Here is an 18,960-nt window from a genome sequence, read left to right as displayed (position 1 = left end):
TTCGTGCCTCGTCGAACGTTCGAGCGCTGTCCCGTGTGATCTGGTCTACGCCCTGGGTTTGGGGGCGGCAAGACCGCGTCCGCTGTCAAGCAGGAGATCGTGACCGCCTCGTGACCAGGTGCCCAGCGTTGGGGTGAGCGTCGCCGGGGGCCGCGCCCCCAGACCCCCACCATCGGCTGAAATGCGCACGGGCGTTAAAGCAGTGACGGCACCTCAGCCGCCGCCACCTCCCGCGCCGCCCGCTCCACCGCACTGGCCAGCAGCGCCAGATCCGTAGGACCGTTCCCGAGCTCGCGCACCTGACGCCGGGCCGGCGGATCGCCCATCCGGTGCCACTCCAACGGCACGACCGTCGGCCGCAGCGTCGCCGTGCGGGGGATGCGCCCGGTGACCCGGCCGCCCTGGAACGGCACCGCTCTGCCGTCCGCCCAGGTCAACCGCCCGCGCCCCGGCGCCGGTTCGTCCGGGCCCGCGGCCACCGCGTCCAGGGTCACCCGCAGGGTCGCCCGACGCGCCGGCTCCGAGTCCGCCGTACGGCCACCGCCCGCGGTGGCGGCCACCAGATGCACCCCGAGCCGCTCGCCCTCGCGCGCCACGGCTTCCAGTGCTCGTATCACCGAGCCGGCCGCCGGCCTGCCCGTCGACCCCAACGCGGGGGAGATCAGGGCGTCCAGGTCGTCCACGACCACGACCAGCCGGGGCAGCGGGGGTACGGCCTCGGCCTGCCGTCGCCCCGCCCCCGGCCGTAGCCGCAGTGTGGAACTGGGCGGGGTGTCCAGATCGCCCGTGAGGTCACCGGCCGTGCCGCTGCCGGCCGCCGCCGCGCGCTGCGCGACCATCCGGCCCGACAGCTCACGCCCCGTGTGCCACTCGGCGAAACCGGACCGCCCGAGCAACTCGGCCCGCCGCTTCAGCTCGGCGCTCAGCGACTGGGCGAACTCCCGCATGCGGACGGGGTCGTTGGCGGCCAGGTGCGTGGTCACATGCGGTATGTCGGTGCACGCCCGCAGTCCCTCGGCGTGCGCGCCGCCCGTGCCGACGCTGTCCCGGCCGTCGATCAGCACGACGCCCAGCCGGTCCGGCCGCTCGGCCGCCGCGAGCGAGGCGACGACGGCCCGCAGCAGCTCCGTACGCCCGCTGCCGGGCGGGCCCTCGATCAGCAGATGCGGCCCGTCCACGCCGAGGTCGGCGCTCACCGGTCCGCGCGGCCCGGCCCCGAGCACGGCGCAGGCGCGCCCGCCGAGGGCCTGGGGGTCGTCGGCCGCGTCGGCCCACCGCGCCATCAGCGACGCGGGCGTGGCCCGGGCCAGCCCCAACTCGTCGAGCAGCCGCGCCGCCTGGGGCAACGGCACGGACACGCGCGCGTGCCGCTCGCCGGCGCCGCCCTCCGTGCGCAACGGCGCCAGAGCCCGTGCGAACCGCTCCGACCAGGCGAGCGAAACGGCGTCCACCGCGGCGACCGTGCCGTGCCCGACGGGTCCATGGGCGGGAGCGGCGGGATCGAGCAGCTGAGCGGCGCCGTCCCAGGCGGTGCCGTCCGTCGGCCGCTCACGGCCGACGGCGCCCTGGTCGGCGGCCCCGCCGCGCGCCACCCGCATCAGCCGCAGCGCCGTCGCCACATCACCGCTGAGCAGCGCGACCGCACCGCACTCCCGGAACGTCGGCGAGACCGTGCACGCCGCCTCGTACGTGTCCGTCACCGGCGACGCGGGCGACGCCGCGGCCGTCTCCGCGAGGCACACGACGTGTATCCCGGCCCGCGGCCCCTCCAGCGCCAGCCGTGCCACCGCCTCGCGCACGTCGGCGCCGCCGGGGTCGCCGTCCACGACGACCACGGTGTACGGCCCCGGGAACCCGAACGCCGCCGCGGCCGGGTCGTCGTCCCGCGCCCACGAGGGGCGCCGAGCGGCGCGCTGAGCCGGGACCTGGCCGTCCGCCACGACCTCGGCCGTGCCGTGGCCCGCCGCGCCCCCGCCGCGCGGCGCCGTCTCCGCCGTCAGGTCCTCCAGCCGCCGCAGCAGCTCCTGCGTACGGGCCGTCGCCTGTTCGCGGTCGTAGGCCACCAGCAGGCGGCAGTCCTGGCCGTGCCCGGGGCGGACATGCGGGAGCCAGCCCAGCCACGCCCACTCGGCGGTGCGCTCCTGAAGGGGACGCGCGCGGTCCACGCTGAGCAGGACCACGTCCAGGGCGTCGGGCGAGTGCAGTGCGGCGAGCTGGGCGAGCACCGCGCGGGCCAGCCCGGTGAGCCGCTCGCGCGGACCGGCCAGGCCCAGAGCCCCGACCTCCCGCAGATCGGCGGTCACCGGCACGGAGGGCAGCAGCCCCGAGCCGTCGGGTGTCGCCCGGTCGGCCGTGCCGAGCCGCACCGTGAGCGCCTCCGCATGACCGGGGGCGCGCTCCCACAGCCGGGGACCGGGACCCAGGGCCGTCAGCAGCAGCGACGCCGCGTCCGGCCAGGTCTCGGGCATCCGGGGGCCGCGAGCCGCCGTGAGCTGCCCGGACTCCTGCGGCGGTTCGTCCTCGTCGTACGCCCCGTCCGGGGCCTCGTCCTGCTCCGCGCGCCCGCCGGCCAGTCGCCGCGCCCACGCCGTGAGCCCGCCCCGCCTGCGCACCCCCTGCGGTACGTCGGTGCCCCGCAGCGGGGTGCCCTTACGGCTGCTGCCGCCCGCGCCGCCTTCGGAGAGGTCGCTCCCGGCGGCCGTGGAGGACGGCTCACCGGTGCCTTCGCCGCCGTGTCCCGCGCCGAGCGGGCCCATTCCGAAGCCCGCGCCATGGGTGTCGCCGCCGCGCGGTCCCGGGAGCCGCCTCCCGGCCCCGCCGGATTGCCGTTCGATCCGCGGAGCCCCGCCCTGGACCGGCACGATCGGCGGCTCGACGGGATCGTGTTCCTGAGCGGCCGACCGGTCCGCCGAGTGCGCGGCCGGGTCGCCGCCGTCCGCCACGCGCGCGTGGAGCACGGCCGAGTCGTCCGGCACCCGCGGGCGGACGTCGTCCTGATGGTCGCCCCCGCCGGGGACGCGGACATGCCCCTCCCCATCCGGCTCCGTCCGCACCCGGGCGCCCGGACCGCCGGCCGGAGTCAGCCGCAGGGCCGACTCGCCGATCCGCAGCAGCGCGCCCGGCGCGAAGCGCACCGGGCGGGTGGTCAGACGGGCGCCGTCCAGCGTCGTGCCGTTCGTCGAGCCGAGGTCGGCGACCGAGACCCGGCCGTCGGCGGCGACCGTGACCGCGCAGTGCAGCCGGGAGACGTCCGGGTCGTCGAGCGGGACGTCCGCGTCGGCGGAGCGGCCGATGCGGATCTCGCCGCCGTGCAGCAGATGGACACCGCCCGCGTCCGGGCCCGCCACCACATGGAGCTGGGTCGGGGCGTCGTCCAGCTCGGGGTGGGGCTCGGGGGCCGCCGGGGCGCCCAGGGACAGCACCGCGCCGTCCGTCAGCGGGGGCTCGCCGAGTGTGCTGCGCCGGTCGTCGAGCCGCTCCGCGCCCGCGTACAGCACGACCGGGCCGCCCCCGCGCTCGGCCTCGCCCGGACGGGAGGTGCCCCCGTCGGCGGACACCGCCGAGGCGAGCGCCGACGCCACCGCGGCCAGGGCCGTGCCCGCGGGCGCCGTGACCAGCACGTCGCAGCTCGCGGCGCGGCCCCGCGCCGGGGAAGGCAGGGCCAGCGGGTCTACGACGGTCAGCCGGATCTGCATCGGCGTCAGCGGTCCCTTCTGCGCGGGCGCGGACCAGCGCCCGTCGGATGGACGGGCCCTCCCCACCCCACACGAGCACATCGGCCAGTACGTCAGGCATCCTCGCACCTGCCACTGACAACGCGCCCCCCGCCCGAAGGCAAGTGATCTTGATTGGTCGGCTCTGCCCGCAAAAGTGCCTGACAGTTGACCCGCGGGCGATCGCTTGAGATCGGTCACGTCCGCTTGCGGCAACCACAAGACAGAGCCGAGCGTCTTTCCTTCGAACATGTACGGGACGCCGTACGTAAGACGCACAGAAAGAGGACAGGCCGGTGCCCCGGGGCACGGCACTACAGTGGGTCGGAACGTAGGCAAGCAGCAGGGAGCGCGACGTGCGGCCGGTAGGCAGCAAGTACATCCTCGAGGAGCCGCTGGGCCGTGGCGCCACGGGGACCGTCTGGCGAGCCCGCCAGCGGGAGAGCGCGGGCGCCGAGGCGGCCGTGCAGGGGCAGCCGGGCGAGACCGTCGCGATCAAGGTCCTCAAGGAGGAGCTTGCCAGTGACGCCGACATCGTCATGCGGTTCCTGCGGGAGCGGTCCGTCCTGCTGCGGCTGACCCACCCGAACATCGTCCGGGTCCGTGACCTGGTCGTCGAGGGTGAGCTGCTGGCCCTGGTCATGGACCTCATCGACGGCCCCGACCTGCACCGCTACCTGCGCGAGAACGGCCCCCTGACCCCGGTCGCCGCGTCCCTGCTCACCGCCCAGATCGCCGACGCACTCGCCGCCAGCCACGCCGACGGCGTCGTCCACCGCGACCTGAAGCCCGCCAACGTCCTGCTCCAGCAGAACAACGGCCAGATGCACCCGATGCTGACCGACTTCGGCATCGCCCGCCTCGCCGACTCCCCGGGCCTGACCCGCACCCACGAGTTCGTCGGCACGCCCGCGTACATCGCGCCCGAGTCCGCCGAGGGCCGCCCGCAGACGTCCGCCGTCGACATCTACGGCGCCGGCATCCTCCTCTACGAACTGCTCACCGGACGCCCGCCGTTCGGCGGCGGCTCCGCCCTGGAGGTCCTGCACCAGCACCTGAGCGCCGAGCCGCGCCGCCCGTCCACGGTCCCCGACCCGCTGTGGACGGTCATAGAACGCTGCCTGCGCAAGAACCCCGACGAACGGCCCAGCGCCGAGAACCTCGCCCGCGGCCTGCGCGTCGTCGCCGAGGGCATCGGCGTGCACGCGAACTCCGCGCAGATCGCGGCGGCCGAGGGTGTCGCCGCGCTGCTCGCCCCCGACCCCACGCCGGCCCCTGTGCCGGGCTCGGCCGACCCGACCCAGGTGCTGCAGCACGGCGCGGGCTCGTTCGACCCGAACGGCGCGACCAGCGTCCTGCCGCACACCGGCGCCCCCGGCGCAGCCGACCCCACCGCCGTCCTGCCGAACACGGGCGGTCCGGGTGGCCGAGGCGCCGCCGACCCGACGGCCGTCATGCCCCCGATGCCACCGGGACAGCCGGGGCAGCCCGGCCCCGAGGACCCGCACCCCTGGCAGAACCAGCTGCGCGCGGCCCGGGACCGCAACGAGCAGACGCAGGTCCAGTACCTCGACCCCAGCCAGGACCCGCTGCGCCGCCGGCCCCAGCGCCAGGTGTCCCGCCCGCAGCAGCCCCAGCAGCGGCCGCCGCAGCACGGGCAGCAGGGCGGCTACGGCCATCCGCAGCAGCACCAGCCGCAGCCGTACGCCCCGCCGCGCCAGCCGCAGCAGCAGCCCCAGCGGTACGCACCGCCGCCGCCCGCGCCGGAGCCGCAGCGCCCCCAGCGCGAGCCGCGTCAGCCGCGCCAGCGCAGCTCCAACCCGATGCGGATCCCGGGGCTCGGCTGCCTCAAGGGATGCCTGTTCACGATCATCATCCTCTTCGTCGCGGGCTGGCTGGTCTGGGAGCTGAGCCCGCTGCAGGAGTGGATCGGCACCGGCAAGGGCTACTGGGAGCAGCTGAGCGACTGGGTCTCCACCGTGAGCGGGTGGATCGGGGACCTGGGCGGGGGTTCGGGCGGAGGCACGGGCACGAACTGACCGGAGGCACCCGTAGGCGTCGGCTGGTTTGGTTATTTGTCGACACCTGGCGGGTGATTTCCGCCCGGGCGGTGAAGGTTGGCTCCTCGGACGCGTAGTTTTAGCGACACACGCGTCGGTAGGAGCAGTCTTGGCACGGAAGATCGGCAGCCGGTACACCGCCAACCAGATCCTGGGGCGGGGCAGCGCCGGCACGGTGTGGCTGGGTGAGGGGCCCGAGGGGCCCGTCGCCGTCAAGCTGCTGCGCGAGGATCTCGCGTCCGACCAGGAACTCGTCGGACGCTTCGTGCAGGAGCGGACGGCGCTGCTCGGCCTGGAGCACCCGAACGTGGTCTCCGTACGCGACCTGGTGGTCGACGGAAACGACCTCGCGCTCGTCATGGACCTGGTCCGCGGCACGGACCTGCGCACCCGGCTCGACCGGGACCGGCGGCTGGCGCCGGAGGCTGCCGTGGCGATCGTCGCGGACGTCGCGGACGGGCTCGCGGCGGCGCACGCGGCCGGGGTCGTGCACCGGGACGTCAAGCCGGAGAACGTCCTGCTGGACATGCAGGGCCCGCTGGGGCCGGGCGGCTCCCACCCGGCCCTGCTGACGGACTTCGGTGTGGCGAAACTCATCGACTCACCGCGTCGTACCCGCGCCACGAAGATCATCGGCACGCCGGACTACCTGGCGCCGGAGATCGTGGAGGGCCTGCCCCCTCGGGCGGCGGTCGACATCTACGCGCTCGCCACGGTCCTGTACGAGCTGCTGGCGGGCTTCACGCCGTTCGGCGGCGGCCACCCGGGCGCGGTGCTCCGGCGCCACGTCACCGAGACTGTCGCCCCCCTGCCCGGCATCCCCGACGAGCTCTGGCAGCTGCTCGTGCAGTGCCTGGCGAAGGCGCCGGCCTCGCGGCTGCGGGCGTCCGAGCTGGGCGCGCGGCTGCGCGAGCTGCTGCCGCTGGTCGCCGGGATGCCTCCGCTGGACGTGGACGAGCCCGACGCCGAGCCCGAGGAGGACGAGGCCCCGGCCGCCGAGGAAGCGGCGCCGCAGGGGGAGCGGGTGCGGCGCAGGGGCGCGGTGCCGCTCGTGCCGGGCGCCAAGCCCGCCGACTCCAACCGGGACACCCATACGTCGATGAGGGTGCCGGCGCCCGACGAGCTGGCCGGCGGTGCGCGCGGTACGGCCCGGGTGCCGAGGGCGGCCGGAGCCCCGCGGCCGGGCTCGGCCCGCCATCGGGCCGCCACCCGCAGACGCCGGGTCGCGCTGGGCGCGGCGGCGGTGGCGCTGGTGGCCGCGGCGGGCGTGGGCGCGTGGCTGGCCACCTCGGAGGACGACGCCGGCGCAACGCCCCAGGACACGAACAACACGGCCCCGGCAAACCCGTAGCCTCCTCGCCCCTGCCGCCCGGACCTCGCCGCTTGGCGGAGCCGTTACGCTGGAGGCGTGGCAGTCGTCGATGTATCCGAAGAGCTCAAGTCCCTCTCCTCGACCATGGAGTCGATCGAGGCCGTTCTGGACCTCGACAAGCTGAGGGCAGACATCGCCGTGCTCGAGGAGCAGGCGGCCGCGCCGTCCCTGTGGGACAACCCGGACGAGGCGCAGAAGATCACCAGCAAGCTGTCCCACCTCCAGGCCGAGGTGAGGAAGGCCGAGGCCCTGCGCGGGCGGATCGACGATCTCGCCGTGCTTTTCGAGATGGCCGAGGAGGAGGACGACCCGGACACCCGTGCCGAGGCCGAGTCCGAGCTCGCCACCGTCCGCAAGGCGCTGGACGAGATGGAGGTCCGCACCCTGCTCAGCGGTGAGTACGACGCCCGTGAGGCGCTCGTCAACATCCGCGCCGAGGCCGGCGGTGTCGACGCCGCCGACTTCGCCGAGAAGCTGCAGCGGATGTACCTGCGCTGGGCGGAGCAGAAGGGCTACAAGACCGAGGTCTACGAGACGTCGTACGCGGAAGAGGCCGGCATCAAGTCGACCACCTTCGCCGTGCAGGTTCCGTACGCCTACGGCACCCTCTCGGTCGAGCAGGGCACCCACCGCCTCGTGCGCATCTCGCCCTTCGACAACCAGGGCCGCCGCCAGACCTCCTTCGCGGGCGTCGAGATCCTTCCCGTGGTCGAGCAGACCGACCACATCGAGATCGACGAGTCCGAGCTGCGTGTGGACGTGTACCGGTCCTCGGGCCCCGGCGGCCAGGGCGTCAACACCACCGACTCCGCGGTGCGGCTGACCCACCTCCCCACCGGCATCGTCGTCTCCTGCCAGAACGAGCGCTCGCAGATCCAGAACAAGGCGAGCGCGATGAACGTGCTCCAGGCCAAGCTGCTCGAGCGGCGTCGCCAGGAGGAGCAGGCCGCGATGGACGCCCTCAAGGGCGACGGCGGCAACTCCTGGGGCAACCAGATGCGTTCGTACGTGCTGCACCCCTACCAGATGGTCAAGGACCTGAGGACCGAGTTCGAGGTCGGCAACCCCGAGGCCGTTTTCAACGGTGAGATCGACGGTTTCCTCGAGGCCGGAATTCGCTGGCGCAAGCAGCAGGAGAAGTAAGTTTGTCGACAAGGCAACTGTCGCCGTCCCGGCGGCAGTTGCCTTTTGTGTACCTGCATGTCTGGGTTTTACATCACACTCACAGCTTCCAACCCATAGCAAAGAACCCGTACTTGGACATCGCGCACGCAACGGCCTTGACGTTGTCTTGAAAAATGGGAAGGGTAAAGCGTGGCATGCGTATCTCTGGGGCGCATGTGAACCGGGGGGCTCTTGTTCTACTACCTCCGTCGATCACGGCCTGCCCCGGAGCGATGCCTCACTGACGAATCGGCTACTGGGGGTAGCAACCAAATGACGAAGAAGACGCGGATCCGTATCGCGCGCCTCGCGGCCGGTGCCGTGATCGCGGCCGGCGCATCGCTGACCGCTGCGGGTGCCGCTTCTGCCGCGGAGGCCGAGGACAACTGCCTGCTCGGCATCCTCTGCGCGGACGAGGACCCGACCGAGCCGCCGGTTCCCACCGACCCGCCGACGGACATTCCCACGGACATCCCGACGGACGTCCCGACCGACGTGCCCACGGACCCGACGGAGCCGACCGAGGAGCCGACGGAGCCGCAGGAGCCCACCGAGGACCCGACCACGGAGCCGACCGACCCGGGCAACGGGAACGGCAACGGTAACGGGAACGGCAACGGGAACGGGAACGGGAACAACGGCGGGGGCAACAACACCGACCCCGACGGTGGCGCCTCCACCCAGGAGGAGGGTTCCTCCTCCCTGACCGACACCAACACGGACAGCACGGGTACCGGCGGCAGCGCCGCTGCCCAGGGCGGCGGCGACGAGCTCGCCGAGACGGGTGCCGCGCAGACCACGTTCCTGCTGGTCGGCGCCGCCACCATGATCGCCGGTGGCATCGGCTTCCGCGTGCTGCCGCGCCTCGCCGGTGGCCGTGGCGGTGCGGCTGCCTGACGGTAGCCGAACGTCTACGCCGTGTGACTGACGTCGTACGGCCGAGGGGCCCGGAGCGTGCTTCGCTCCGGGCCCCTCGGCATGTCCGCGTACGGTCTGTGCGCCGCCCTATGCGGTCTGGTGCGCCAGCAGGGCGACCGCCGCGATCAGTACCGCCAGCAGGGCGATCAGCGTCATCGGGTTCAGGCCCGCGAACTGGTTGTCCTGCTGAAGCCGCTCTCGGTTCGCCCGGCACACAGGGCAGCGGCCCTCACTCACGGGCGCGGCACAGTTCGCGCACACCAATCGGTCGTACGTCATGCGCCACCCTCCTTGCGAGTCCTCCGGGGGTTCAACGGGTTCAGCCCCGAGAACGTTCCCCCCTCCACTCTGCCAGGTTCCTGCGGATGCTGCGCCGGGTCGCTCCCGCGGGGGCGCTGCACCGCCGGCCATCAACTGGCAACCAGCGACAAAAACGCACAACCCTCCCGCAACCCCTCTCGGCGACTGCGCCCCCACCCCCGGTTCGCGTATGGTCACGCTCATCTACCCCCGGCGACCCGTGGTGCATCCGTGATCCGATTCGACAACGTCTCCAAGGTCTACCCCAAGCAGAGCCACCCCGCACTCAGGGATGTGTCCCTGGAAGTGGAGAAGGGTGAGTTCGTGTTCCTCGTGGGGTCCTCCGGCTCCGGCAAGTCCACCTTCCTGCGGCTGGTCCTCCGCGAGGAGCGGGCCAGCCATGGACAGGTGCACATTCTGGGCAAGGACCTCGCGCGCCTCTCCAACTGGAAGGTGCCGCAGATGCGCCGCCAGCTGGGGACGGTGTTCCAGGACTTCCGGCTCCTGCCGAACAAGACGGTCGGCGAGAACGTCGCCTTCGCGCAGGAGGTCATCGGCAAGTCGCGCGGCGAGATCCGCAAGTCCGTGCCCCAGGTGCTCGACCTCGTCGGGCTCGGCGGCAAGGAGGACCGGATGCCGGGCGAGCTGTCGGGCGGTGAGCAGCAGCGGGTGGCCATCGCCCGCGCCTTCGTGAACCGGCCCAAGCTGCTCATCTGCGACGAGCCCACCGGCAACCTCGACCCGCAGACCTCCGTCGGCATCATGAAGCTGCTCGACCGGATCAACCGGACGGGTACGACGGTCGTGATGGCCACGCACGATCAGAACATCGTGGACCAGATGCGCAAGCGCGTCATCGAGCTGGAGAAGGGCCGCCTCGTCCGCGACCAGGCACGCGGCGTCTACGGCTACCAGCACTGACCCGACCCGTCCCGGAAAGGCCTGAAAGAGACGCCATGCGCGCCCAGTTCGTACTGTCCGAGATCGGTGTCGGTCTCCGCCGCAATCTGACGATGACCTTCGCCGTCATCGTCTCCGTCGCCCTGTCGCTCGCCCTGTTCGGCGGGTCGCTCCTGATGAGCGACCAGGTCAACACGATGAAGGGCTACTGGTACGACAAGGTCAACGTCTCGGTCTTCCTCTGCAACAAGAGCGATGCCGAGTCCGACCCCAACTGCGCCAAGGGCGCGGTCACCGAGGACCAGAAGAAGGAGATCCTCTCCGACCTGGACAAGATGTCGGTCGTCGAGAAGGTGACGTACGAGTCGCAGGACCAGGCCTACAAGCACTACAAGGAGCAGTTCGGCGACTCGCCGCTGGCCGCCTCGCTCACGCCGGACCAGATGCAGGAGTCGTACCGGATCAAGCTGGAGGACCCGGAGAAGTACCAGGTCATCGCGACCGCCTTCGACGGGCGCGACGGCGTGCAGTCCGTGCAGGACCAGAAGGGCATCCTGGACAACCTCTTCGGGCTGCTGAACGGCATGAACTGGGCCGCGCGGGCGGTGATGGCGCTGATGCTGGTCGTCGCGCTGATGCTGATCGTGAACACCGTGCGCGTCTCCGCCTTCAGCCGGCGCCGCGAGACCGGCATCATGCGGCTGGTCGGCGCCTCGGGCTTCTACATCCAGGCACCGTTCATCATGGAGGCCGCGGTCGCCGGACTCATCGGCGGAACCGTCGCCTGCGGGTTCCTGGTGGTCGCGCGGTACTTCATCATCGACCACGGCCTGGCCCTGTCGGAGAAGCTGAATCTGATCAACTTCATCGGCTGGGACGCGGTGTTGACGAAGCTGCCGCTCATCCTCGCGACAAGCCTGCTGATGCCGGCGTTGGCGGCGTTCTTCGCGCTGCGCAAGTACCTGAAGGTGTGACCAACGCCAATGGGGCCGTACGGGCAAGGCGCCGTACGGCCCCATTGCGTTGTCCTAGACTCACCGGCATGTCAGGTCGTGACCTGTTCTGTCAGCCCCGCCGCTTCGGCCGCGGGGCCGCCCTGACATTGGTCTTCGCCAGCGTCCTGGTCGCCGGTGCCGCGACCGGCTCGCTGCCCGGCCCTGACCGGAAATCCCCGGCGGGTACGGCCCGTTCGGCAGCCTCCGCGGGCCGGCACGAGGACGTCGCCGAGGCGGCCGCCGAGGCCATGGCCGCCGGCCAGTCCCCCGTGGAGGCCGCCGAACGGGCGGTCAGCCGCAGCGGGGACCGCTGGGGCGCCGTCTACTCCCAGGGCGAGTACGAGGAGTTCGAAGAGGCCCTCGACGGCGCCTACACCGGCGTCGGGCTGTGGGCGCGACGCGAGCGCGACGGCCGTATCGAGGTCACGAAGGTGCGGGCGGGGTCGCCCGCCGCCACCGCCGGGATCCGCGCGGGCGACCGGCTGAGCAGCGTCGACGGCGCGAAGGTCGACGGGCGCCCGGTCACCGAGGTCGTCGCCTTACTGAGGGGCGACACGACGGACGCGGCCGCCGGTACGGCCGTGAAACTGGGGCTGCAGCGCGGCACGCACGCGTGGGACCTCACACTGCGACGCGCCCGGCTGTCCGTCGACCCGGTCACGGTTCGAGAACTCCCCGGCGGGATCACCGTCATCAGGATCGCCTCCTTCACCAAGGGCGCCGGCGCCGAGGTCCGCGACGCCGTACGCCGGGCCCCGGCCGCCACCGGCATCGTCCTCGACCTGCGAGGCAACTCCGGCGGCCTGGTCACCGAGGCCGTCACCGCCGCCTCCGCCTTCCTCGACGGCGGCCTCGTCGCCACCTACGACGTCGACGGCGACCAGCGTGCCCTGCACGCCGAGCCCGGCGGAGACACCGGCAGGCCCCTCGTGGCGGTCGTCGACGGCGGCACCATGAGCGCCGCCGAGCTGCTCACCGGAGCTCTCCAGGACCGCGGCCGCGCGGTCGTCGTGGGCTCCCGCACCTTCGGCAAGGGCTCGGTCCAGATGCCGAGCCGCCTGCCCGACGGCTCCGTCGCCGAGCTGACCGTCGGCCACTACCGCACCCCCTCAGGGCGGGCCGTCGACGGCCGGGGCATCACACCCGACCTGGAGGCCGACCGGGGCGTCCTCGGGCGGGCCGAGACGGTCCTCAGCGGGCTGGGCGAGTCGTAAATCGGCTTTCCACGCACCCCCTCCCTAGTGCGAAAATGGACGGCACTATGAGCAAGGGAATGTACGTACCCAAGGAGTCCCAGCCCAAGCAGGGTGGCACCGCCGCGCAGGGCAGGGACGGTGAGAAGGGCGGCAAGCGCAAGATCGTCGCCCAGAACAAGAAGGCCCGGCACGACTACGCGATCATCGACACCTTCGAGGCCGGCCTGGTGCTCATGGGCACCGAGGTCAAGTCGCTGCGCGAGGGTCGGACGTCGCTGACCGACGGCTTCGTCCAGATCGACCGGGGCGAGGCGTGGCTGCACAACGCCCACATCCCGGAGTACCACCAGGGCAGCTGGACCAACCACTCCGCGCGCCGCAAGCGCAAGCTTCTCCTGCACCGCGAGGAGATCGACAAGCTGGAGGCCAAGTCCCAGGAGACGGGTCACACCATCGTGCCCCTCGCCCTGTACTTCAAGGACGGCCGGGCGAAGGCCGAGATCGCTCTGGCCCGAGGCAAGAAGGAGTACGACAAGCGCCAGACCCTGCGCGAGAAGCAGGACCGGCGGGAGTCGGACCGGGCGATCGCGGCGGCCAAGCGCAAGCAGCGGGACGCGTAGGGCTCGGCGGCCTGGGAATACGGTGGCATCGGCGTGCGCTGGTCACGTACGATGGCACTGCACCTCACAGAGGGTGCGCCTCTCTCCGGTCTCCGGAGAGGATTGAAAAAACAACATGGGGATGATCGGTTTCGACAGCGGCTGTTGAAACAGGGGAAGCGTGTCGAGGAAGCGGCAATGATCTCGTAAACCATATGTCGCAAAAAATAATCGCCAACACCAAGCGCGATTCCTTCGCCCTCGCTGCCTAAGTAGCGACTTGCGAAGTGTCAGCCCGGGGCTGTTCCCGACCCGGATCCTGGCATCAGCTAGGGAACTAAACCTTGATCCCGGTCACGGGGTGAAGAGGGAAATCTAACAGTGACTGGGCCCGTCGGCGACTTGTTCGCGTGATCGCCGGGGCCGAGAAAATCACAGCGAACTGCACACGGAGAAGCCCTGATTCTGCACCGTTGGACGCGGGTTCGATTCCCGCCATCTCCACGATCGGGAGGTTTCCGAACCTTCCTAACCCATGTGGGCAAAGGCCCCGCCGCCTCCGGGCAGCGGGGCCTTTGTCATGCCGAGAGCACGCAGGACGGGGGACCATGACGCGGCCGGACGAGCCGTACTACGTGATGTACGACGGGGACTTCGGGCTGAGCGGGCTCGCCGGGAGGCCGGGGGACGGGCAGCTGCCGCCGGCCGAGGGGGACGGGCAGGTCGGCGAGGACGCCAGGAGCCTGCTGGAGTCGGCCCTGCCGGACGAGGTGATCCGGAGCCTGTGGCTGGCCGCCGACCGGGGACGGTTCGATCCGGCCGGTCAGGGCATGACCGTGCGTTCCTGGCTGCGCGGATGGTCGCAGGCGTATCCGCCGCCGGCGCCGAAGCGCCCGAGGAGTTCCGCGAAGTACCGGAGCACCATGTCCTGCGAACCCCCTCGGCCCGTGCTGGTGGAGGAGGAGGAGATCCGGGACGCCGTACTCGCCGAGATCGCGGCCGTCGAGGCCGACCTGGTGCGGGCGGTGCCGCTGCCCGGCGTCGTCCCGGCGCTGCGGCGGGCCGTCGTCGAGGCCGGTGCGGATCTCGGGTTCCGGCTGTTGCTGCGGATCCTCAAGGCGTGTTCCGTGCGGGTCGACAAGGCGCGCTACGACCGGTTCCTGGAGCTCGGCGAGCCCTTCGAGTACCACTACGGGGTCGTCCATGACGGCCTGGAGGTCGACTGGCCGCCCCTCGACCCGGCCCGGCGCGACAGCGACTGGGACTTCGGTCTCTCGGAGCTCGCCGTGCGGTTCGCGCACTGGCACGACGGCACTGTCGACGAGGTCCTGCGCGGGTCGGCGGCCGCCGACGACATCCGGCAGACGCCGGGCAGTGCCGCCGCCGTTCTGCTGGACGACGTGACGAGACTGCACGCCTCGCCCCTGTCCACCGACACGCTCACCACCCTGTGGCTGGCCGCCGGCGACTGCGGCTACCGGCCCGACCGTTTCGGCATCGACGTACGGCAATGGCTGGAGCGGATCGCCGAGGTCTGCCGGGAGCGGCTGCGCGAGGCCGCGCCGGCCTACCGCCCCGAACCGGCGCCGGTGCGCGCGGACCTGGCGGACGAGGTGCTGCGGGAACTCGGCGACCTCGCGCCGGAGATGGGGTCCAGGACCGTACAGCCCCACTGGCAGGGCGTACCGGGCGCCGCCGCGGCGCGGGCGCTGGAACAGGTCGTCTCCCGGGTGGATCCCGACCTCGGCTACCGCCTGTTCCTGCGGGTGCTGCTCGCGCTCGGGGTGCCGCTCACGCAGGAGCGGTACGCCCGCTACCAGGCACTTGGGGAGCGGTTCGGCTACGGCGAGTACCTCGTCTCCCAGGTCGATGGGTTCGTCCAAAGTGATCTGTGACACCCCTGTGACCGGAGGTGTGGGTTCCGCCACAGCCTGTGGCGTCCGGCCTTGGTGAGGTAAGCGGATGCCTACCGCCTCCCGCACCGCTCCCGCCGTCCTGGCCGGTGTTCTGCTGCTCGCCGCGTGTGGTTCCCAGAGCGCCTCACCGGGCGACGGCGACGGACGGGTGCGGGCCGAGACGCTGTGTCCGTCGGATTTCCAGCGGTACGAAAGCGCGCCTCCCGCCGAGCCGTCCGTCACCGCGTCCGGTAAGCCGACCTCGCTGCCTCTGCCCTCTTCCTACGAGGGCGTCGAGGACGGCGTGAAGATCACCCGGCTGTTCGCCTGGGGGCCGGAGAGCGGCTGTGCGGGCGTCGACTACAGCGCGGACTTCGAGGTCACCAACCGGGAGACGGAGACGGTCACCTACACGGTGACCATCGGGTTCCTCTCGCCGACCGGGGGCGCGGTCGACAACGTCGAGAAGACCGTCGAGACGGTCGGGCCGGGGCGGACCGTCAAGGGGACCGCCGTCATGGCGCAGACAGCGATGACGGCACCCGAGGTGACGGGTGCACAGGTGGTCAAGGTGCGCGGAATTCCCGCCGACGAGGCCTCGTCCGCCTCCGGGCCGTGCCCCGCGTCCGGGGTGCGCCTCTACGCCGACCAAGGGGACGCGGCCATGGGGCTGCGCGTGGTCGGCCTGCACCTGGTCAACTGCGGCAGCGAGCCCTACCGGGTCAACGGCTACCCGAAGCTCGAACTCCACGACGAGGACCACGACACCGTGGACGGCGTACGGATCCTTGACGGGACCGACCGGATCAGCACCGGCACCGGCGGGGGCGGCAGCCCGCAGCCCATCGTGCTGCGTCCGGGTGAGGCCGCGCGCGCCGGGCTGGCCTGGCGCAACACCACTCAGGTCGGCGATCCGGTGAACGCGCCCTATCTCCGCGTGTGGGCGAAGCCCGGAGCCGACCCCGTGATGGTGGTGCCGGAACTCGACCTAGGGACGACGGGGAAGCTCGGCGTCGGGCCGTGGAAGAAGGACGACACCTACCGGGACCCCGCCGCCACCGCCCCGCGAGGAGCTCCCTCACCCCGATGAACCCCCAACCACCATGGCGGAGGCGGCTGTTGTGGTGTCCCAGCCCATATCGGCGGGTGGTTCACGCTTCTACGGTCCCTCGGCATGACACCCACCAGAGCCGCAAGCAGCCGTATCCCCGTCCGTGTTTCCGTCCGTGTTTCCGTCCTGGCGACCCTCCTGGTCGCCCTGATCGCCGCCTTCCTCACCCCGGGCCGAGCCGCGGCCGCCTCGCTCCAGGAGGTGACCGGGTTCGGGACCAACCCCGGTGCCCTGCGCATGTTCCGCTACGTCCCCGACGGGCTGCCCGCCGGCCGGCCCGTGGTCGTCGCGCTGCACGGCTGCACGCAGAACGCCGCCGGCTACGGCACCGGCAGCGGATGGCTCCAGCTCGCCGACCGCTGGGGCTTCTCGGTAGTGCTGCCGCAGCAGCAGAGCGCCAACAACGCCTCGTCCTGCTTCAACTGGTTCCAGAGCGGCGACATCGCGCGCGGCCAGGGCGAGGCCGCTTCCGTCGCCCAGATGGTCGACCGGCAGATCGCCGACACCGCCGGTGACGCGTCCCGCGTGTACGTCACGGGGCTCTCCGCCGGGGGCGGGATGACCGCCGTGATGATGGCGGCGTACCCGGAGAAGTTCGCGTCCGGCGGGATCGTGGCCGGACTGCCGTACGGGTGTGCGCAGGCCGCCGGGTCGCCGTATGTGTGCATGTACGTCGGCGCCACGCAGACCCCGAAGCAGTGGGGGGACCGGGTGCGCGCCGCCCGGCCCGGCCACGGCGGCCCCTGGCCCACGCTCGTCGCCTTCCAGGGCACGGCCGACTACACCGTGAAGCCCGTCAACATGACCGACCTGATGCGGCAGTGGACCGATGTGCACGGCGCCGACCAGAGCGCCGACGTCAGCGACACCGTCGCCGGGTATCCGCACCAGGTCTTCCGGGACGCGGCCGGGCGAGCGGTCGTCGAGACGTACGGCATCACCGGGATGGGGCACGGGCAGCCCGTCGATCCGGGCACCGGGAGCGAGCAGTGCGGGAGCGCCGGGGCGTACGTCCTCGACGTGAATCTGTGCGGGGCGTATCGGATGGGGCGGGCCTGGGGGCTGGGCTGAGCCGAGGCGCTCTGTCGCCGCGGGCGGTTCTCCGGGATGCTCCTGAGGCATGAGCAGACCCGTGAGAGATTCCGGGAGACGCCCCAACTCCCGTAGCAGACTGTGGATCTGGCCCGCCGCCGTGGCGCTCGTCGCCGCCGTCCTGGGCCCCGGCGCGCAGGCCGGTGCGGACTCCGACCGGACCGGCCTGCCGGAGGCCATCGACACCATTCTGGGCGACCCGCGGATGGAGGGCGGCGTGGCGGGCGTCGTGGTCGCCGACGCCGACAGCGGTGAGCTCCTCTACCAGCACCTGCCCTCCACCCGGCTCATGCCCGCCTCCAACACCAAGCTCACCACCTCGGCCGCCGCGATGGAGATCCTCGGCCCCGACCACCGGTTCGGCACGGACGTACTGGCCACCGGGCGGCAGTCCGGCTCCCGGCTCAAGGGCGATCTGTATCTGCGCGGCACCGGGGACCCCACCCTGCTCGCCGGCGACTACGACGCGCTCGCCCAGCGGATCGCGGCCGCCGGCATCACCCGGGTCGACGGGCGGCTCGTCGCCGACGACACCCGGTTCGACGACCACCGGCTGGGCCGTTCCTGGGCCGCCGACGACGAGTCCTCCTACTACTCCGCCCAGATCAGCGCCCTCAGCGTGGCGCCGGACACCGACTACGACACCGGCACCGTGATCGTGACGGTGCGGCCGGGCGCCTCGGCGGGCGACGCACCCGTCGTCACCGTCACGCCCGACACCGACTACGTCGACATCGAGGTGGACGCCACCACGGTCGCCGCCGGCGGGGCGAACGACCTCACCGTCGAGCGGGAGCACGGTACGAACACCGTCGTCGTCAGCGGCACGACACCCGTCGGCGGCACCGGCGCCACGGAATGGGTGACCGTGTGGGACCCCACCGGATACGCCGCCGCCGTCTTCCGTGACGCGCTCGCCGAGCACGGCGTCAAGGTCGCCGGGCCCACCCGGACGGGGCTGCGGACGCCCGCGGCGGCACGGCGGCTGGCCTCGCACGACTCCATGCCGCTCAAGGACCTGCTCATCCCGTTCATGAAGCTCTCCAACAACATGCACGCCGAGATCCTCACCAAGGCCATGGGCGTCAAGATCTCGGGGGAGGGGAGCTGGGAGGCCGGACTCGCGGCGATCGGCGGCTACCTCAAGGGCGTCGGCGTCGACCCCGGCAAGCTGCGGCAGGTCGACGGCTCCGGGCTCTCGCGGATGGACAACTTCCCGGCCGGACAGCTCGTCGAGCTCCTTCTCGCCGTGCGCTCGGAGCCCTGGTACGCCGACTGGTACCGCTCCCTGCCCGTCGCCTGCGCCCCGGACCGGTTCGTCGGGGGCACGCTGCGCTCGCGGATGTGCGGTACGGCCGCCGCGCTCAACGCCCGTGCGAAGACGGGGTCGCTGACGGGCGCCTCGGCCCTGTCCGGGTACGTCACGGACGCCGGCGGACGTGAACTCGTCTACGGCATCGTCCTCAACAACTACCTCGCCTCGTCCGTGAAGCCGCTGGAGGACGCCATCGTGGTTACGCTGGCCAAGTCGACCGCCGAGGCGGCCGGTTCGGCGTCGATCCGGGGTGGCGGCGCGAACACCGACGTCGAGTGCGCCTGGCGCAAGCCGGACGTCTGCTGATCACCGACCGTCGGCCACTTCGGC

14 protein-coding genes and 1 other RNA gene are annotated in these 18,960 nt (G+C 72.2%); 13 read left to right on the top strand and 2 right to left on the bottom strand.

Annotation, left to right across the window (positions count from 1 at the left end):
- Positions 1–194: 194 nt before the first annotated feature.
- Complete coding sequence (locus OG254_RS19520) at positions 195–3,695, bottom strand: FHA domain-containing protein (protein ID WP_405583432.1); 3,501 nt, start codon at positions 3,693–3,695, stop codon at positions 195–197.
- 374 nt (positions 3,696–4,069) lie between these two features.
- On the opposite strand from OG254_RS19520, the gene OG254_RS19515 reads away from it, so the two are divergent.
- From OG254_RS19515 to OG254_RS19500, 4 genes are all read left to right on the top strand, one after another.
- Positions 4,070–5,752, top strand: coding sequence for a protein kinase domain-containing protein (locus tag OG254_RS19515; RefSeq protein ID WP_405583430.1), 1,683 nt, complete (start codon positions 4,070–4,072; stop codon positions 5,750–5,752).
- Positions 5,753–5,882: 130 nt separating this feature from the next.
- Positions 5,883–7,124, top strand: coding sequence for a serine/threonine-protein kinase (locus OG254_RS19510; protein WP_405583428.1), 1,242 nt, complete (start codon positions 5,883–5,885; stop codon positions 7,122–7,124).
- A 57-nt stretch (positions 7,125–7,181) separates the two neighbouring features.
- The gene (gene prfB / locus OG254_RS19505) at positions 7,182–8,288 is read left to right on the top strand and encodes a peptide chain release factor 2 (protein WP_405583426.1); all 1,107 of its coding nucleotides are present in this window, start codon (positions 7,182–7,184) and stop codon (positions 8,286–8,288) included.
- Between the two features lie 294 nt (positions 8,289–8,582).
- The gene (locus tag OG254_RS19500; protein WP_405583424.1) at positions 8,583–9,206 is read left to right on the top strand and encodes an LPXTG cell wall anchor domain-containing protein; all 624 of its coding nucleotides are present in this window, start codon (positions 8,583–8,585) and stop codon (positions 9,204–9,206) included.
- Positions 9,207–9,314: 108 nt separating this feature from the next.
- On the opposite strand, the gene OG254_RS19495 is transcribed toward OG254_RS19500, so the two are convergent.
- Positions 9,315–9,506, bottom strand: coding sequence for a hypothetical protein (locus OG254_RS19495; protein ID WP_405583422.1), 192 nt, complete (start codon positions 9,504–9,506; stop codon positions 9,315–9,317).
- A 252-nt stretch (positions 9,507–9,758) separates the two neighbouring features.
- Here OG254_RS19495 and ftsE point away from each other — a divergent pair, with 252 nt between their 5' ends.
- From ftsE to dacB, 9 genes are all read left to right on the top strand, one after another.
- Positions 9,759–10,448, top strand: coding sequence for a cell division ATP-binding protein FtsE (ftsE, locus tag OG254_RS19490; RefSeq protein ID WP_405583420.1), 690 nt, complete (start codon positions 9,759–9,761; stop codon positions 10,446–10,448).
- A 35-nt stretch (positions 10,449–10,483) separates the two neighbouring features.
- Positions 10,484–11,401 (top strand): permease-like cell division protein FtsX, encoded by a 918-nt coding sequence (ftsX, locus tag OG254_RS19485; protein ID WP_351190259.1) that lies wholly within the window; start codon positions 10,484–10,486, stop codon positions 11,399–11,401.
- 68 nt (positions 11,402–11,469) lie between these two features.
- The gene (locus OG254_RS19480) at positions 11,470–12,636 is read left to right on the top strand and encodes a S41 family peptidase (RefSeq protein WP_405583417.1); all 1,167 of its coding nucleotides are present in this window, start codon (positions 11,470–11,472) and stop codon (positions 12,634–12,636) included.
- 59 nt (positions 12,637–12,695) lie between these two features.
- Positions 12,696–13,238 carry an SsrA-binding protein SmpB gene (smpB, locus tag OG254_RS19475; protein ID WP_351190349.1) on the top strand — a complete coding sequence of 181 codons (543 nt, stop codon included), beginning with the start codon at positions 12,696–12,698 and terminating at the stop codon, positions 13,236–13,238.
- A gap of 117 nt (positions 13,239–13,355) precedes the next feature.
- Positions 13,356–13,724: a transfer-messenger RNA gene (gene ssrA / locus OG254_RS19470) on the top strand.
- A gap of 101 nt (positions 13,725–13,825) precedes the next feature.
- Positions 13,826–15,112 (top strand): hypothetical protein, encoded by a 1,287-nt coding sequence (locus OG254_RS19465; protein ID WP_405583415.1) that lies wholly within the window; start codon positions 13,826–13,828, stop codon positions 15,110–15,112.
- Positions 15,113–15,179: 67 nt separating this feature from the next.
- Entirely contained in the window at positions 15,180–16,202 is a 1,023-nt protein-coding gene (locus tag OG254_RS19460) for a DUF4232 domain-containing protein (protein WP_405583413.1), read from the top strand.
- A gap of 84 nt (positions 16,203–16,286) precedes the next feature.
- Entirely contained in the window at positions 16,287–17,294 is a 1,008-nt protein-coding gene (locus OG254_RS19455; RefSeq protein WP_405583411.1) for an alpha/beta hydrolase family esterase, read from the top strand.
- Positions 17,295–17,343: 49 nt separating this feature from the next.
- On the top strand, positions 17,344–18,936 hold the full coding sequence (gene dacB, locus OG254_RS19450; RefSeq protein WP_405583409.1) for a D-alanyl-D-alanine carboxypeptidase/D-alanyl-D-alanine-endopeptidase: 1,593 nt from the start codon (positions 17,344–17,346) through the stop codon (positions 18,934–18,936).
- Positions 18,937–18,960: the final 24 nt, after the last annotated feature.

Source organism: Streptomyces sp. NBC_01092, assembly GCF_045039535.1.
Taxonomy (GTDB): domain Bacteria; phylum Actinomycetota; class Actinomycetes; order Streptomycetales; family Streptomycetaceae; genus Streptomyces.
The sequence above is the reverse complement of the archived record's forward strand: the minus strand, read 5'-3'. Positions and strand labels throughout refer to the sequence as shown.

Excerpts from the sequence above, each read along its gene's own strand:
- ftsX (WP_351190259.1), top strand. The coding sequence starts at position 10,484 with ATGCGCGCCCAGTTCGTACTGTCCGAGATCGGTGTCGGTCTCCGCCGC.
- OG254_RS19520 (WP_405583432.1), bottom strand. The coding sequence starts at position 3,695 with ATGCAGATCCGGCTGACCGTCGTAGACCCGCTGGCCCTGCCTTCCCCG.
- smpB (WP_351190349.1), top strand. The coding sequence starts at position 12,696 with ATGTACGTACCCAAGGAGTCCCAGCCCAAGCAGGGTGGCACCGCCGCG.
- OG254_RS19460 (WP_405583413.1), top strand. The coding sequence starts at position 15,180 with ATGCCTACCGCCTCCCGCACCGCTCCCGCCGTCCTGGCCGGTGTTCTG.
- OG254_RS19480 (WP_405583417.1), top strand. The coding sequence starts at position 11,470 with ATGTCAGGTCGTGACCTGTTCTGTCAGCCCCGCCGCTTCGGCCGCGGG.
- OG254_RS19495 (WP_405583422.1), bottom strand. The coding sequence starts at position 9,506 with ATGACGTACGACCGATTGGTGTGCGCGAACTGTGCCGCGCCCGTGAGT.
- OG254_RS19500 (WP_405583424.1), top strand. The coding sequence starts at position 8,583 with ATGACGAAGAAGACGCGGATCCGTATCGCGCGCCTCGCGGCCGGTGCC.
- OG254_RS19465 (WP_405583415.1), top strand. The coding sequence starts at position 13,826 with ATGACGCGGCCGGACGAGCCGTACTACGTGATGTACGACGGGGACTTC.
- OG254_RS19455 (WP_405583411.1), top strand. The coding sequence starts at position 16,287 with ATGACACCCACCAGAGCCGCAAGCAGCCGTATCCCCGTCCGTGTTTCC.
- dacB (WP_405583409.1), top strand. The coding sequence starts at position 17,344 with ATGAGCAGACCCGTGAGAGATTCCGGGAGACGCCCCAACTCCCGTAGC.